Annotated in this window: 8 protein-coding genes, 1 tRNA gene and 3 rRNA genes; 9 read left to right on the forward strand and 3 right to left on the reverse strand. The window is 53.0% G+C overall.

What is annotated here, in order from left to right:
* Positions 1-164 precede the first annotated feature (164 nt).
* The 9 genes from M495_RS01165 (at position 165) to rrf (ending at position 11037) form a co-directional block, all read left to right on the forward strand.
* Complete coding sequence (locus tag M495_RS01165) at positions 165-1361, forward strand: MFS transporter (RefSeq protein WP_041414122.1); 1197 nt, start codon at positions 165-167, stop codon at positions 1359-1361.
* A gap of 117 nt (positions 1362-1478) precedes the next feature.
* Positions 1479-2810, forward strand: coding sequence for a Xaa-Pro dipeptidase (gene pepQ, locus M495_RS01170; RefSeq protein WP_020824854.1), 1332 nt, complete (start codon positions 1479-1481; stop codon positions 2808-2810).
* The gene (locus M495_RS01175) at positions 2810-3424 is read left to right on the forward strand and encodes an IMPACT family protein (RefSeq protein WP_020824855.1); all 615 of its coding nucleotides are present in this window, start codon (positions 2810-2812) and stop codon (positions 3422-3424) included. Before pepQ ends, M495_RS01175 begins: the two co-directional genes overlap by 1 nt.
* 35 nt (positions 3425-3459) lie before the next feature.
* Positions 3460-4911, forward strand: coding sequence for a Trk system potassium transporter TrkH (gene trkH, locus M495_RS01180; protein WP_020824856.1), 1452 nt, complete (start codon positions 3460-3462; stop codon positions 4909-4911).
* A 22-nt stretch (positions 4912-4933) separates the two neighbouring features.
* Positions 4934-5467, forward strand: coding sequence for a menaquinone-dependent protoporphyrinogen IX dehydrogenase (hemG, locus tag M495_RS01185; RefSeq protein WP_020824857.1), 534 nt, complete (start codon positions 4934-4936; stop codon positions 5465-5467).
* A 437-nt stretch (positions 5468-5904) separates the two neighbouring features.
* Positions 5905-7445: ribosomal RNA gene (locus tag M495_RS01190) — 16S ribosomal RNA — on the forward strand.
* A gap of 145 nt (positions 7446-7590) precedes the next feature.
* Positions 7591-7666, forward strand: a tRNA-Glu gene (locus M495_RS01195).
* A gap of 245 nt (positions 7667-7911) precedes the next feature.
* Positions 7912-10819 (forward strand): 23S ribosomal RNA (locus M495_RS01200).
* A 102-nt stretch (positions 10820-10921) separates the two neighbouring features.
* Positions 10922-11037, forward strand: a 5S ribosomal RNA gene (rrf, locus tag M495_RS01205).
* Together the 16S, 23S and 5S rRNA genes with 1 tRNA gene alongside form the textbook arrangement of a ribosomal RNA operon.
* A gap of 198 nt (positions 11038-11235) precedes the next feature.
* Here rrf and actP read toward each other — a convergent pair.
* The 3 genes from actP to acs all read right to left on the reverse strand — a co-directional run bounded on the left by actP (position 11236) and on the right by acs (position 15247).
* Positions 11236-12888, reverse strand: a complete 1653-nt coding sequence (gene actP, locus M495_RS01210; RefSeq protein WP_020824858.1) for a cation/acetate symporter ActP — start codon at positions 12886-12888, stop codon at positions 11236-11238.
* Entirely contained in the window at positions 12885-13196 is a 312-nt protein-coding gene (locus M495_RS01215) for a DUF485 domain-containing protein (protein WP_020824859.1), read from the reverse strand. The genes actP and M495_RS01215 overlap by 4 nt, the downstream gene beginning before the upstream one ends.
* Before the next feature lie 92 nt (positions 13197-13288).
* Positions 13289-15247, reverse strand: a complete 1959-nt coding sequence (gene acs / locus M495_RS01220; RefSeq protein ID WP_020824860.1) for an acetate--CoA ligase — start codon at positions 15245-15247, stop codon at positions 13289-13291.
* Positions 15248-15798 lie beyond the last annotated feature (551 nt).

The following is a 15798-nucleotide window of genomic DNA, read 5'->3' on the forward strand; positions in this document are numbered from 1 at the left end:
ATATGCAAATAAGAGATTGCATTTTTGCAGGGCGGATCACATGACTATGGGTTAATATTTTGATTTAAAACGAAGTTATATTTTATGCCTTATGGTGATTTGCTGGTGTGGGAAACCCCTCATACACTTGCCGGAGCGAAGCGCTAAATACCCAGAGGTGCGAAATGAGTAAAGCGGTATGTGCAAAACAGAGTGGGTTTTGGAGTCTTCCCGCCAGAACCATGACGCTGGCCTGCTTGCTGGTCTTCATGGCGCAGATGGCGACAACGGTGTATCTGCCTTCGTTGCCGACGGTGATGCAGGAATTGTCGATGACGCGCCGTGCCACCGAGCTATCGATATCAATATTCGTCATTGGCGCCGCGCTACCGGTGCTGTTCTGGGGCGCGGCAGCCGATCGCTTTGGGCGGCGCCTGCCGCTGACGTTGTCGTTGGCGTTGTTTATCAGTTGCAGCGCGCTGCTGGCGTTTTGCAGCAATGGCACCCAATTATTGGTGCTGAGGGCACTGCAGGGCATTGCCGCCGGGGGCGCCGCGATCATCGCACGTATTATTGTTCGCGATAACTGGAGCGGCGACGAGCTGGCACGACGCCTTTCGGTGTTGTCGATTGCCTTTATCGCCGCGTTGGGCGGTGGGCAGTTTATCGGTGGGTTGCTGAGCCAATATTCGCACTGGCAAATGGGCTTTGTACTGATGGGGCTGACCGGGCTGGCGATCCTGCTGCTTATGCAGACGCTGCCGTTGGAAGCTGGCAGGGGGGCGGGGCCTCGTCCGCCGATGGCCACGGCCTATTGGCGCATTTTGCGTCGGCCTGGATTTTTCTGGCCGGCATGCGTCGGTGGATTAGGGTTCGCTACTACGGTAACCCTGCAAGAGGTGAGCCCGTTTATAATGCAGCAGGGGTTTGGTCTGAACGTGACGGCCTTTGGGGCGCTGGGATTGGTGATCGGCGTAGCTTACTTTACCGGGGCGATGGCGGTGAATCGGACGGTGGCGCGTTTCGGCGGCAAACGGCTAATGCAGGTAGGAGCGAGTATTGTCGCTATGACGACCGTCGCGATCATGCTGCTGTGGTGGAGCGGTGTGCTGGTGGGGCTTTCCGGTATGGCGTTATTCATTGTGCTGTACTGCCTGACGATTTTTGGCCAGGCGGTATTGTTCCCTAACAGTATGGCGATGGCCGTCAGCGATGCCAAAGAGCAGGGTGCCTATGCCATGGCGTTGTGTGGGTTTCTGCAGCAGTGCCTGGCGGGTATCGCTGCGGCCGGTGCCGTTTTGCTTGAGCATCACGGTCTGTGGGCCGCCGCGATCGCCTCGTCAGGTTTTATCGCCTGGTTAATTGTTAAGCTGCGGATGTAACGACATTTACAGTGATTTGCGAAGCGCCCCGCATGCCAGAGGGGATGAGGTTGGTACGCAGGAACGGTGTGCTAAGATGAGGCATTCCGTTCTAATGGTATGTAAAAGGGTATTGTGATGGAAACACTGGCTTCTTTGTATAACGACCACCTTGCAGAACTGCAAAAACGGGCGCGTGAAGTGTTAACGCGCAACAAACTGGACGCGTTGCTGATTCACTCAGGGGAACTGCAGCGGATATTCCAGGACGACCGCAGTTATCCGTTCAAAGTGAATGCGCATTTTAAAGCCTGGGTACCGGTGACTTCGGTTCCAAACTGCTGGCTGTGGGTGGACGGCGTTAACAAACCGAAGCTGTGGTTCTATTCGCCGGTCGATTACTGGCATAGCGTTGAGCCGCTGCCGGACAGTTTCTGGACCAAATCTGTTGAACTGATACCGCTGGCCAATGCTGACGATATCGCTCAGCAGCTGCCAGCCCAGCGTGAGCGCGTGGGCTATATCGGTTATGCGCAACAGCGCGCTCGCGATCTCGGTATTTCGGCAGAGAACGTTAACCCTAAAGCGGTGCTGAACTACTTCGACTTCCATCGCTCAATCAAAACTGGCTACGAGCTGGCCTGCATGCGTGAAGCGCAGAAGACCGCGGTTATGGGGCATCGTGCTGCCCACGAAGCTTTCCTGTCAGGCATGAGTGAGTTTGATATCAACCTGGCTTATCTCACGGCGACAGGCCATCGCGATACCGATGTGCCTTACGACAATATCGTTGCGCTGAATGAGCATGCGTCGGTACTGCATTACACCACGCTGGATCACCAACCGCCGGCTGAAATGCTGAGCTTCTTGATCGATGCTGGTGCGGAATATAACGGCTATGCGGCCGACCTGACTCGTACTTATGCTGGCCAGAGCGGCAGCGATTTCGCCCAGTTGGTTAAAGATCTTAATAACGAGCAGTTGGCGCTGATGGAAACCATCAAAGCCGGTGTGCGTTACACCGATTACCATGTGCAGATGCACCAGCGCATCGCCAAATTGCTTAAAAGCCACAAACTGGTGAGCGGTATCAGCGAAGAAGCCATGGTGGAACAAGGGCTTACCACGCCATTCCTGCCGCACGGTTTGGGCCATCCTCTGGGCCTGCAGGTACACGACTCAGCCGGTTTTATGCAGGATGAACAAGGTACTCACCTGGCAGCGCCATCTAAGTACCCATACCTGCGCTGCACCCGCGTATTACAACCTGGCATGGTGTTGACCATCGAACCTGGCCTCTACTTTATTGAATCCCTGCTTGCACCGTGGCGCAGCGGCGAATTCAGCCAACACTTTGCCTGGGATCGTATCGATGCGCTGAAACCTTATGGTGGTATCCGTATTGAAGACAATATCGTGATCCATGAAAAGCGCATTGAGAACATGACGCGCGACCTGAACCTGGCCTGATGCAGCCTTATCCGATCCCCGCAGGCCCCATTAGCGTCAGCGAGGAAATCAAGAAGAGCCGTTTTATCACCCTGCTGGCGCCGACCAGCGGGGTTGATGCGGCCAAGGCGTTTATTCAGCAGGTACGTGATGAGCACCCGGCAGCGCGGCACCATTGCTGGGCATTTGTCGCCGGGCCGCCGACCGATTCTCAGCAATTAGGCTTCTCAGATGACGGGGAGCCCTCCGGCACGGCGGGTAAACCTATCCTTGCGCAGCTTATGGGTAGTGGCATAGGCGAAATCACCGCCGTAGTGGTACGTTACTACGGCGGTATCAAGTTGGGCACCGGCGGTTTGGTAAGAGCCTACGGCAGCGGGGTGCAGCTGGCATTAAAACAGTTGGCCGTAAGCTACAAGATCCCGCAGGCCGAATATACTTTGCAATGCGACTATGCTCAGTTGGCACTGGTAGAGAATCTGTTGCAGCAAACAGAAGGGCGGATTGTACAGGGGGAATATGGTGCCTCCGTCGTGCTGCATCTGGCTTTACCGGTCACCGGCGTTGAGGCGTTCGGGAATAAATTACGTGATCTCAGTCGCGGTAATTTGCAATTAACCCCCATTTCGCAATAATTCCCCCCAACTGAATTGCTAAGGATCGTGCTGAAATGCATTTTCGCGCTATTACCCGTATCGTGGGTTTGTTGGTCATCCTGTTCTCCGGGACGATGTTTATTCCTGGTCTGGTGGCATTGATATACCGCGATGGGGCAGGGCGGGCGTTCAGCCAGACCTTCTTTGTGGCGGTGACCATTGGCCTGATGCTGTGGTGGCCTAACCGTAAACAAAAGCACGAGTTGAAGCCGCGGGAAGGCTTTTTGATCGTGGTGCTGTTCTGGACGGTGCTGGGCAGCGTCGGGGCATTGCCGTTTTTATTTTCGGAGCGGCCTAACCTGTCGCTGACCGATGCCTTCTTCGAGTCGTTTTCCGGTTTGACCACCACGGGGGCGACAACCTTGGTGGGGTTGGACTCGTTACCCAAAGCCATCTTGTTCTATCGGCAGATGCTGCAATGGATGGGCGGGATGGGGATCATTGTGTTGGCCGTAGCGATACTGCCGATCCTCGGTGTCGGGGGGATGCAGTTGTACCGGGCAGAAATGCCGGGTCCACTGAAAGATAACAAAATGCGTCCGCGCATTGCCGAAACGGCTAAAACCCTGTGGCTGATTTATGTTCTGCTGACCATTGCCTGCGCGTTGGCGCTCTGGGGGGCAGGCATGTCGATGTTCGACGCCATAGGACACAGCTTCTCGACCATCGCCATTGGCGGCTTCTCTACCCACGATGCCAGCATCGGTTACTACGCCAGTCCCACCATCAACACCATTATTGCTATTTTCCTGCTGATCTCCGGTTGTAACTACGGCCTGCACTTTGCCTTGTTGAGCGGGCGCAGCCTGAAAGTGTACTGGCGTGATCCTGAGTTTCGCATGTTTATCGCCGTCCAGTTGACGCTGGTGGTGGTCTGCACTGGCGTACTCTGGGGGCATGGTGTTTACAAAACCGGTATGGAAACGCTCAATCAGGCATTCTTCCAGGTGGTGTCGATGGCGACGACGGCGGGCTTTACTACCGACAGCATTTCCAAATGGCCGTTATTCTTGCCGATGTTGCTGCTTTGCTCTGCCTTTATCGGTGGCTGTGCCGGTTCGACGGGGGGCGGCCTGAAAGTGATCCGTATTCTGTTGCTCTATTTGCAGGGCTCGCGTGAGCTAAAAAGGCTGGTGCACCCTAACGCGGTTTACACGATAAAATTGGGTAACCGCGCACTGCCGGAACGGATCCTGGAGGCGGTATGGGGATTCTTCTCGGCTTATGCGTTGGTCTTTATCGTCAGCATGCTGGCCATTATCGCAACCGGTGTGGATGATTTCTCTGCCTTCGCTGCTGTGACGGCGACGCTGAACAACCTGGGGCCGGGGTTGGGGGTGGTGGCGGATAACTTTACTACCATGCCTGCACCGGCAAAGTGGATCCTGGTTCTGACGATGCTGTTCGGTCGCCTTGAGGTCTTTACACTGCTGGTTCTGTTTACGCCGACGTTCTGGCGCGAATGACCTTGATAAAAGGAGTAACGCCGTGAAGGCACTGATTCTTTATTCTAGCCGTGATGGGCAAACACGTTCTATCGCCTCTTATATAGCAAACAAACTGCAGGATACGCTGCGCTGCGATGTGATCGATTTGCTGCAGGCGGATAATATTGACCTCACGCAGTATCAGCAGGTATTGATTGGCGCATCGGTGCGTTATGGTCATTTCCATCCGACATTGGGAAAGTTCGTCAAACGCCACGCTGAACAATTGAACCGGATGCCGAGCGCATTCTTTAGCGTCAACCTGACCGCCCGTAAAGCGGACAAACGTTCCCCGCAGACCAATGCTTATACCCGTAAGTTCCTGCTGGCGTCGCCTTGGCAGCCAAAACAGTGCGCCGTGTTTGCCGGCGCACTGCGTTATCCACGTTATCGCTGGCTCGATCGCGTAATGATTCAACTTATTATGCGTATGACCGGGGGCGAAACAGACAGCAGTAAAGAAGTGGAATACACCGATTGGCAGCAAGTGGAACGTTTTGCCCAAGAGTTTGGCCATATTCAGTATGAAAAGTGACGAAAACGCTGGCTTGTGCAGCGTTTTGTCGAAAAATACCGCGCTTGAAAAGTTTTTTGCATTTAGGGGTTGCGGCCTTCTGAGAACTCCCTATAATGCGCCTCCACTGACCGGGAACAACGACTCCTCTAACGAGAACCAGTCGCCCAGCCAGAAAGATTCAAGCCGGTGAAAACACCGTTTCTTAATAAGAAAAAAGCTTGACTCTTCAGGTGAAAAGCGTAATATACGCCACCTCGAGTTAGCAACCTAACTCACTGCTCTTTAACAATTTATCAGACAATCTGTGTGGGCACTCCACAAGACGATATCCAGAACCTTCGGGTTCAAAAAAATATCAAGTCTTGAAGAGTGACCAAGCAGTAATTCATTTAGTTGAATTATTACGAAAGTTAATTTTCGAGCATCGCTTCACGAGTTGAAGCAAATCAAGCTTTTAATTGAAGAGTTTGATCATGGCTCAGATTGAACGCTGGCGGCAGGCCTAACACATGCAAGTCGAGCGGTAGCACAGGGAGCTTGCTCCTGGGTGACGAGCGGCGGACGGGTGAGTAATGTCTGGGAAACTGCCTGATGGAGGGGGATAACTACTGGAAACGGTAGCTAATACCGCATAACGTCTACGGACCAAAGTGGGGGACCTTCGGGCCTCATGCCATCAGATGTGCCCAGATGGGATTAGCTAGTAGGTGGGGTAATGGCTCACCTAGGCGACGATCCCTAGCTGGTCTGAGAGGATGACCAGCCACACTGGAACTGAGACACGGTCCAGACTCCTACGGGAGGCAGCAGTGGGGAATATTGCACAATGGGCGCAAGCCTGATGCAGCCATGCCGCGTGTGTGAAGAAGGCCTTCGGGTTGTAAAGCACTTTCAGCGAGGAGGAAGGGTTCAGTGTTAATAGCACTGTTCATTGACGTTACTCGCAGAAGAAGCACCGGCTAACTCCGTGCCAGCAGCCGCGGTAATACGGAGGGTGCAAGCGTTAATCGGAATTACTGGGCGTAAAGCGCACGCAGGCGGTTTGTTAAGTCAGATGTGAAATCCCCGCGCTTAACGTGGGAACTGCATTTGAAACTGGCAAGCTAGAGTCTTGTAGAGGGGGGTAGAATTCCAGGTGTAGCGGTGAAATGCGTAGAGATCTGGAGGAATACCGGTGGCGAAGGCGGCCCCCTGGACAAAGACTGACGCTCAGGTGCGAAAGCGTGGGGAGCAAACAGGATTAGATACCCTGGTAGTCCACGCTGTAAACGATGTCGACTTGGAGGTTGTGCCCTTGAGGCGTGGCTTCCGGAGCTAACGCGTTAAGTCGACCGCCTGGGGAGTACGGCCGCAAGGTTAAAACTCAAATGAATTGACGGGGGCCCGCACAAGCGGTGGAGCATGTGGTTTAATTCGATGCAACGCGAAGAACCTTACCTACTCTTGACATCCAGAGAATTCGCTAGAGATAGCTTAGTGCCTTCGGGAACTCTGAGACAGGTGCTGCATGGCTGTCGTCAGCTCGTGTTGTGAAATGTTGGGTTAAGTCCCGCAACGAGCGCAACCCTTATCCTTTGTTGCCAGCGCGTAATGGCGGGAACTCAAAGGAGACTGCCGGTGATAAACCGGAGGAAGGTGGGGATGACGTCAAGTCATCATGGCCCTTACGAGTAGGGCTACACACGTGCTACAATGGCGTATACAAAGAGAAGCGAACTCGCGAGAGCAAGCGGACCTCATAAAGTACGTCGTAGTCCGGATCGGAGTCTGCAACTCGACTCCGTGAAGTCGGAATCGCTAGTAATCGTAGATCAGAATGCTACGGTGAATACGTTCCCGGGCCTTGTACACACCGCCCGTCACACCATGGGAGTGGGTTGCAAAAGAAGTAGGTAGCTTAACCTTCGGGAGGGCGCTTACCACTTTGTGATTCATGACTGGGGTGAAGTCGTAACAAGGTAACCGTAGGGGAACCTGCGGTTGGATCACCTCCTTACCTAATGATATTGATTCGCGTGAAGTGCTCACACAGATTGTCTGATAGAAACGTAATGAGCAAAAGCGCTACCTGTTGATGTAATGAGTCACTGACTCATGCTGATACGAACCGATTAAGACAGTCAGTTTAATCGGATTTTCGTGTCCCCATCGTCTAGAGGCCTAGGACACTGCCCTTTCACGGCTGTAACAGGGGTTCGAATCCCCTTGGGGACGCCATCCGATAATGAGTGAAAGACATTATCACCGGTTCTTGGAACCGAAAACATCTTAAAGATGACTCTTGCGAGTCGTGTTTAAGATATTGCTCTTTAACAATCTGGAACAAGCTGAAAATTGAAACATGACAGCTGAAACTTATCCCTCCGTAGAAGTATTGGGGTAAGGATTAACCTGTCATAGAGTCTCTCAAATGTAGCAGCACGAGAGTGTTCTCTGTTTACAGAAACACCTTCGGGTTGTGAGGTTAAGTGACTAAGCGTACACGGTGGATGCCTAGGCAGTCAGAGGCGATGAAGGGCGTGCTAATCTGCGATAAGCGTCGGTAAGGTGATATGAACCGTAATAACCGGCGATACCCGAATGGGGAAACCCAGTGCAATTCGTTGCACTATCGTTAAGTGAATACATAGCTTAACGAGGCGAACCGGGGGAACTGAAACATCTAAGTACCCCGAGGAAAAGAAATCAACCGAGATTCCCCCAGTAGCGGCGAGCGAACGGGGAGGAGCCCAGAACCTGAATCAGTTCTTGTGTTAGTGGAAGCGTCTGGAAAGTCGCACAGTAAAGGGTGATAGTCCCGTACACTAAAATGCATTAATTGTGAGTTCGATGAGTAGGGCGGGACACGTGACATCCTGTCTGAATATGGGGGGACCATCCTCCAAGGCTAAATACTCCTGACTGACCGATAGTGAACCAGTACCGTGAGGGAAAGGCGAAAAGAACCCCGGCGAGGGGAGTGAAATAGAACCTGAAACCGTGTACGTACAAGCAGTGGGAGCACCTTCGTGGTGTGACTGCGTACCTTTTGTATAATGGGTCAGCGACTTATATTTTGTAGCAAGGTTAACCGTATAGGGGAGCCGTAGGGAAACCGAGTCTTAACTGGGCGAATAGTTGCAAGGTATAGACCCGAAACCCGGTGATCTAGCCATGGGCAGGTTGAAGGTTGGGTAACACTAACTGGAGGACCGAACCGACTAATGTTGAAAAATTAGCGGATGACTTGTGGCTGGGGGTGAAAGGCCAATCAAACCGGGAGATAGCTGGTTCTCCCCGAAAGCTATTTAGGTAGCGCCTCGTGAACTCATCTTCGGGGGTAGAGCACTGTTTCGGCTAGGGGGCCATCCCGGCTTACCAAACCGATGCAAACTCCGAATACCGAAGAATGTTATCACGGGAGACACACGGCGGGTGCTAACGTCCGTCGTGAAGAGGGAAACAACCCAGACCGCCAGCTAAGGTCCCAAAGTCATGGTTAAGTGGGAAACGATGTGGGAAGGCATAGACAGCCAGGATGTTGGCTTAGAAGCAGCCATCATTTAAAGAAAGCGTAATAGCTCACTGGTCGAGTCGGCCTGCGCGGAAGATGTAACGGGGCTAAACCATGCACCGAAGCTGCGGCAGCGACGCTTAGGCGTTGTTGGGTAGGGGAGCGTTCTGTAAGCCGTTGAAGGTGACCTGTGAGGGTTGCTGGAGGTATCAGAAGTGCGAATGCTGACATAAGTAACGATAAAGCGGGTGAAAAGCCCGCTCGCCGGAAGACCAAGGGTTCCTGTCCAACGTTAATCGGGGCAGGGTGAGTCGACCCCTAAGGCGAGGCCGAAAGGCGTAGTCGATGGGAAACAGGTTAATATTCCTGTACTCGGTGTTACTGCGAAGGGGGGACGGAGAAGGCTAGGCTAGCCGGGCGACGGTTGTCCCGGTTTAAGCGTGTAGGGGGAGTGACCTGGTAAATCCGGTTACTTACTAACCCTGAGGCGTGATGACGATGCACTACGGTGCAGAAGTAGTTGATGCCAAGCTTCCAGGAAAAGCCTCTAAGCATCAGGTAACACAGAATCGCACCCCAAACCGACACAGGTGGTCAGGTAGAGAATACCAAGGCGCTTGAGAGAACTCGGGTGAAGGAACTAGGCAAAATGGTGCCGTAACTTCGGGAGAAGGCACGCTGGCGCGTAGGTGAAGAGACTTGCTCTCGGAGCTGAAGCCAGTCGCAGATACCAGCTGGCTGCAACTGTTTAATAAAAACACAGCACTGTGCAAACACGAAAGTGGACGTATACGGTGTGACGCCTGCCCGGTGCTGGAAGGTTAATTGATGGGGTCAGCCGCAAGGCGAAGCTCTTGATCGAAGCCCCAGTAAACGGCGGCCGTAACTATAACGGTCCTAAGGTAGCGAAATTCCTTGTCGGGTAAGTTCCGACCTGCACGAATGGCGTAATGATGGCCAGGCTGTCTCCACCCGAGACTCAGTGAAATTGAACTCGCTGTGAAGATGCAGTGTACCCGCGGCAAGACGGAAAGACCCCGTGAACCTTTACTATAGCTTGACACTGAACATTGAGCCTTGATGTGTAGGATAGGTGGGAGGCTTTGAAGCGTGGACGCCAGTCTGCGTGGAGCCAACCTTGAAATACCACCCTTTAATGTTTGATGTTCTAACTCGGCCCCATAATCTGGGGTGAGGACAGTGTCTGGTGGGTAGTTTGACTGGGGCGGTCTCCTCCCAAAGAGTAACGGAGGAGCACGAAGGTTAGCTAATCACGGTCGGACATCGTGAGGTTAGTGCAAAGGCATAAGCTAGCTTGACTGCGAGAGTGACGGCTCGAGCAGGTACGAAAGTAGGTCTTAGTGATCCGGTGGTTCTGAATGGAAGGGCCATCGCTCAACGGATAAAAGGTACTCCGGGGATAACAGGCTGATACCGCCCAAGAGTTCATATCGACGGCGGTGTTTGGCACCTCGATGTCGGCTCATCACATCCTGGGGCTGAAGTAGGTCCCAAGGGTATGGCTGTTCGCCATTTAAAGTGGTACGCGAGCTGGGTTTAGAACGTCGTGAGACAGTTCGGTCCCTATCTGCCGTGGGCGTTGGAAGATTGAGAGGGGTTGCTCCTAGTACGAGAGGACCGGAGTGAACGCACCACTGGTGTTCGGGTTGTCATGCCAATGGCACTGCCCGGTAGCTAAGTGCGGAAAAGATAAGCGCTGAAAGCATCTAAGCGCGAAACTTGCCTCGAGATGAGTCTTCCCTGGGCCTTTAAGGTCCCTGAAGGAACGTTTAAGACTAAGACGTTGATAGGCTGGGTGTGTAAGTGCAGCGATGCATTGAGCTAACCAGTACTAATGATCCGTGAGGCTTAACCTTACAACACCAAAGGTGTTTTAGAGAGATTGTAGAGATTTTCAGCGAGTTCCGAGATTGGTTTCAATGGCTGCGAGAGTAGCGGTTGGAATGAAACAGAATTTGCCTGGCGGCAATAGCGCGGTGGTCCCACCTGACCCCATGCCGAACTCAGAAGTGAAACGCCGTAGCGCCGATGGTAGTGTGGGGTCTCCCCATGCGAGAGTAGGACACTGCCAGGCATCAAATAAGCCAAGAGGCCATCCGCAAGGATGGCCTTTTTGCTATGCGCGAAAGAAAAAGGCGCAGCCAGGCTGGGTCTTGTATTCCTCGTCGTCAAATCCCTTTTCCAGCAACACCGTTAATCATCTTTATCCAAGAGAAAAGGCCCCGAAGGGCCTTTGATTAGGGTGTGTTTGCTTTTTTCACTTATTATTCGTTTAGTGCGAACTGCCCTGGGAGATCCCCAGCCCAGTTTGTGAACGTACAAATTGAGAACGGAAGCGCTCACGCTCTTGTTGCCCTGCCAAAGAGGTGTCGGTAACCGAGAATAGCCAGGTGCCAACGAACGCGACAATCATCGAGAACAGCGCCGGATATTCATACGGATAGATGGGTTTCTCGTGCCCCAAAATCTGCACCCAAATCGTCGGGCCGAGGATCATCAGGATCACCGCAGTGAGCAGACCTAACCAGCCGCCGATCATGGCACCACGGGTTGTCAGACGTGACCAATACATCGAAAGAATAATAATCGGGAAGTTACAGCTGGCAGCGATAGAGAAAGCCAAGCCGACCATAAAGGCGATATTCTGTTTCTCAAACAAAATCCCCAGAGCTATCGCCACGATACCCAGGATCACCACGGTAATCTTGGAGACCCGTAGTTCGTCACGCTCAGTCGCTTTGCCATTCTTAATCACGCTGGCGTACAAATCGTGAGATACCGCTGAAGCACCCGCCAACGTCAGGCCTGCGACTACGGCCAAAATGGTGGCAAAGGCGACAGCAGAGATAAAGCCGAGGAAGAAGTTGCCGCCCACGGCGTTGGCTAAATGCACCGCCGCCATATTGGTACCGCCCAGCAGCGCCCCGGTGGCATCTTTGAACGCCGGGTTAGGGCTGACCAACAAGATGGCGCCGAAGCCGATAATAAAGGTCAGGATATAGAAGTAACCGATAAAACCTGTGGCGTAGAACACGCTCTTGCGGGCCTCTTTAGCGTCGCTCACGGTAAAGAAACGCATCAGAATATGTGGCAGACCGGCGGTACCGAACATCAGTGCCAACCCCAGAGACAACGCAGAAATAGGGTCGGAGACCAAACCGCCTGGGCTCATGATGGCGAGGCCTTTTGGATGCACCTTCACGGCTTCGGCAAACAGGGTGTTGAAGTCGAAATTGACCGATTTCATCACCATCAACGCCATAAAGCTGGCACCGGCCAGTAACAGCACCGCCTTGATAATCTGCACCCAGGTGGTGGCCAACATCCCACCGAACAAGACGTACAGCACCATCAGAATACCGACCAGAATGACCGCCACGTGGTAATTGAGGCCGAACAGCAGCTGAATCAGCTTGCCGGCACCGACCATTTGGGCAATCAGATACAGTGCGACCACCACCAGAGAGCCACAGGCGGAGAGCGTACGGATTGGCTTTTGTTTTAACCGGTAGGAAGCCACGTCGGCAAAGGTGTAACGGCCCAGGTTACGCAGGCGTTCTGCAATCAGGAACAAAATGATCGGCCAACCGATCAGGAAACCGATGGAGTAAATCAGTCCGTCATAGCCGGAGGTGTACACCAGGGCAGAAATACCCAGGAAAGAGGCCGCTGACATAAAGTCGCCGGCAATCGCCAGACCGTTCTGGAGACCGGTAATTTTCCCGCCGGCGGTGTAATAGTCCTGACGTGAACGAGTACGTTTTGAGGCCCAATAGGTGATATACAGCGTGGCGCCGACAAACAGGATGAACATGACGATGGCCTGAATGTTCAACGGTTGGCGCTTCACTTCACCGCCAATGGCATCGGCAAAGACCAGACCCGGTAGCATCATCAGAGCGGCGGCGGACAGTAAACGCTTCATTTCTTCACCTCACGCAGGATTTCTGCAGTCAGGCGATCGAATTCGCCGTTGGCGCGGAATACGTAGATCCCGGTGAGCACAAAAGAGATCACGATCAGGCCAACGCCTACCGGGATCCCGCGAGTGATGGTCGATCCTGCGGCGATCGGGGTGCCCAACCACTGAGGATCGAAGGCGATCAATAAAATAAAGCCAACGTAGAGCGCCAGCGTAATCAGCGACAGCAGCCAGGCAAATCGGCTGCGTTTTCGCACCAGCTCGATAAAGCGCGGGTTTTCCTCAATCCCTTGATAAATGGTGTCATTCATCAGAGTGTCTCCAGTAGGTATTGAACGAATACGCCGCGCTTGAAGCCGATCATTGGGTTATCTTCCCGCCGATCGGCCAGAGGCGGCGTAAATTATGACGGCACTTTCATTGATTGTTTTTCTTCCAACAGCTTGTCGACTACGGCCGGATCCGCCAGCGTTGAGGTATCCCCCAGGTTGCTGGTATCGCCGGCGGCAATTTTGCGCAAGATACGGCGCATGATCTTGCCGGAGCGCGTTTTGGGCAGGGAATCTGTCCAGTGCAGCACGTCCGGGGTAGCGATCGGCCCTATTTCTTTACGTACCCAGTTACGGACTTCGGTATAAAGCTCAGGCGAAGGTTCCTCGCCGTGATTGAGCGTGATATAGGCGTAAATTGCCTGGCCTTTAATGTTATGCGGAATGCCGACTACCGCCGCTTCGGCAATTTTCGGGTGAGAGACCAGGGCGGATTCGATTTCGGCGGTGCCCAGACGGTGGCCGGACACGTTCAGTACGTCGTCGACGCGGCCAGTGATCCAGTAGTATCCGTCTTCGTCACGGCGCGCGCCGTCACCGCTGAAATACATGCCTTTAAAGGTGGAGAAGTAGGTTTGCTCGAAGCGATCGTGATCGCCGAACAGGGTTCGCGCCTGACCAGGCCAGGAGTCGGTGATCACCAGATTGCCTTCGCAGGCACCTTCTTGCGGCGTGCCGACATTATCGACCAGCGCCGGCTGTACGCCGAAGAACGGACGCGTTGCCGAGCCAGCTTTCAGCTCGGTGGCGCCCGGTAGTGGGGTGATCATAAAGCCGCCGGTTTCGGTCTGCCACCAGGTGTCTACGATGGGGCATTTGCCGTTGCCGATTTTATTGTAATACCACTCCCAGGCTTCCGGGTTGATTGGCTCACCCACCGATCCCATGATACGCAGCGAGTCGCGTTTGGTGCCTTCGATCGCTTTGTCGCCTTCAGCCATCAGGGCACGAATGGCGGTGGGCGCGGTGTACAGAATATTGACCTGATGCTTGTCGATCACCTGTGACAGACGGTTAACGCCAGGGTAGTTCGGCACACCTTCAAACATCAGGGTAATGGCGCCACAGGCCAGTGGGCCGTACAGCAGATAGCTGTGGCCGGTGACCCAACCGACGTCGGCGGTACACCAGTACACGTCGCCATCGTGGTAATCGAACACGTACTTAAAGGTCAGGGCGGCATAAACCAGGTAGCCGCCGGTGGTGTGCAGCACACCCTTGGGTTTACCGGTTGAACCTGAGGTATAAAGGATAAACAGCGGATCTTCCGCATTCATCTCTTCCGGCGGGCAGTCGGCTGAGACGCCTTCGGTCAGCTCATGCCACCACAAATCGCGGCCTTCCTGCCAATAGCCCGGTTTGCCGGTGCGCTGGAACACCACAACGTTGGCGACGCTTTTCACACCAGGATTCTTCAGCGCATCATCGACGTTTTTCTTCAAGGGTACGGCACGTCCGGCACGCAGGCCTTCGTCAGCGGTAATAACCAGTTTTGAGTTGGAATCGATAATGCGTCCGGCGACCGCTTCCGGTGAGAAACCGCCAAAGATGACCGAATGCACGGCCCCGATGCGGGCGCAGGCCAGCATGGCCACCGCGGCTTCCGGTACCATCGGCATATAGATAGCCACGACGTCACCTTTTTTAACGCCCAGCTTTTTCAGCACGTTGGCGAACTGGCAGACATCGTGGTGCAGTTGTTTGTAGGTCACTTTTTTTGACTGGGTGGGATCGTCACCTTCCCAGATGATGGCGGTTTGGTCACCACGTTCGGCCAGGTGGCGATCGAGGCAGTTGGCCGCCAGGTTCAGGGTACCGTCTTCAAACCAGCGAATGCTGATATGGCCCGGATCAAACGAGGTGTTTTTTACCCGGCTATAAGGCTTTATCCAGTCGAGAATTTTTCCCTGCTCGCCCCAGAACGTTTCTGGGTCTTGCACAGATTGTTGATAATATTGTTGATATTGTGTCGGACTGATCAGGGCGTGTTCTGCAATTGCAGAAGGAATAGCGTGTTTATGCACTTGGCTCATAGCTTTTCTCCTTGAAGTTGTTAATGATATGTCAACTGAAGGTTAAGTATAGTTTGCTCCGATTCTTTGTTTCTTTTTTGCGCGGCAGATCACGCAACGAAGATATTGATTTGTAATAGTTCTGCCCTATTTGTGTGAGGCATCTATCTGCTTGGCAGGAAAAAACGGTCAAATACCAAGTTTTCACCAGAAAACGCTATCTAAAGAACCAAAAAGAATAACCAATCCGCACATATGTCCGCCTTTTATCACTATTAGATAATGTAAAACACGGTGGTTAAAAATCTCATTTAAATCTTTTCGGAACATCGCCGGCCTTTAATATTCTATGTCGATATTAATAGCGGAGCTGTCAGTCGACCTTGCTAATAAGGGAAATACATAGGAAATATCCCAATAAATAGATGGGTTAATGCATTCATCGTTGCCTTTTTATTTTCACTTTTAAAACCTTGTATTAACAAAATAAAAACATCGACATCGGACTAAATATGCAAGATTAACGAAAATAAACGCACTTTTACGCGGTTTGAAAAGCAAAGTCTCTGGCT

It is taken from the genome of Serratia liquefaciens ATCC 27592, assembly GCF_000422085.1.
Lineage (GTDB): Bacteria > Pseudomonadota > Gammaproteobacteria > Enterobacterales > Enterobacteriaceae > Serratia > Serratia liquefaciens.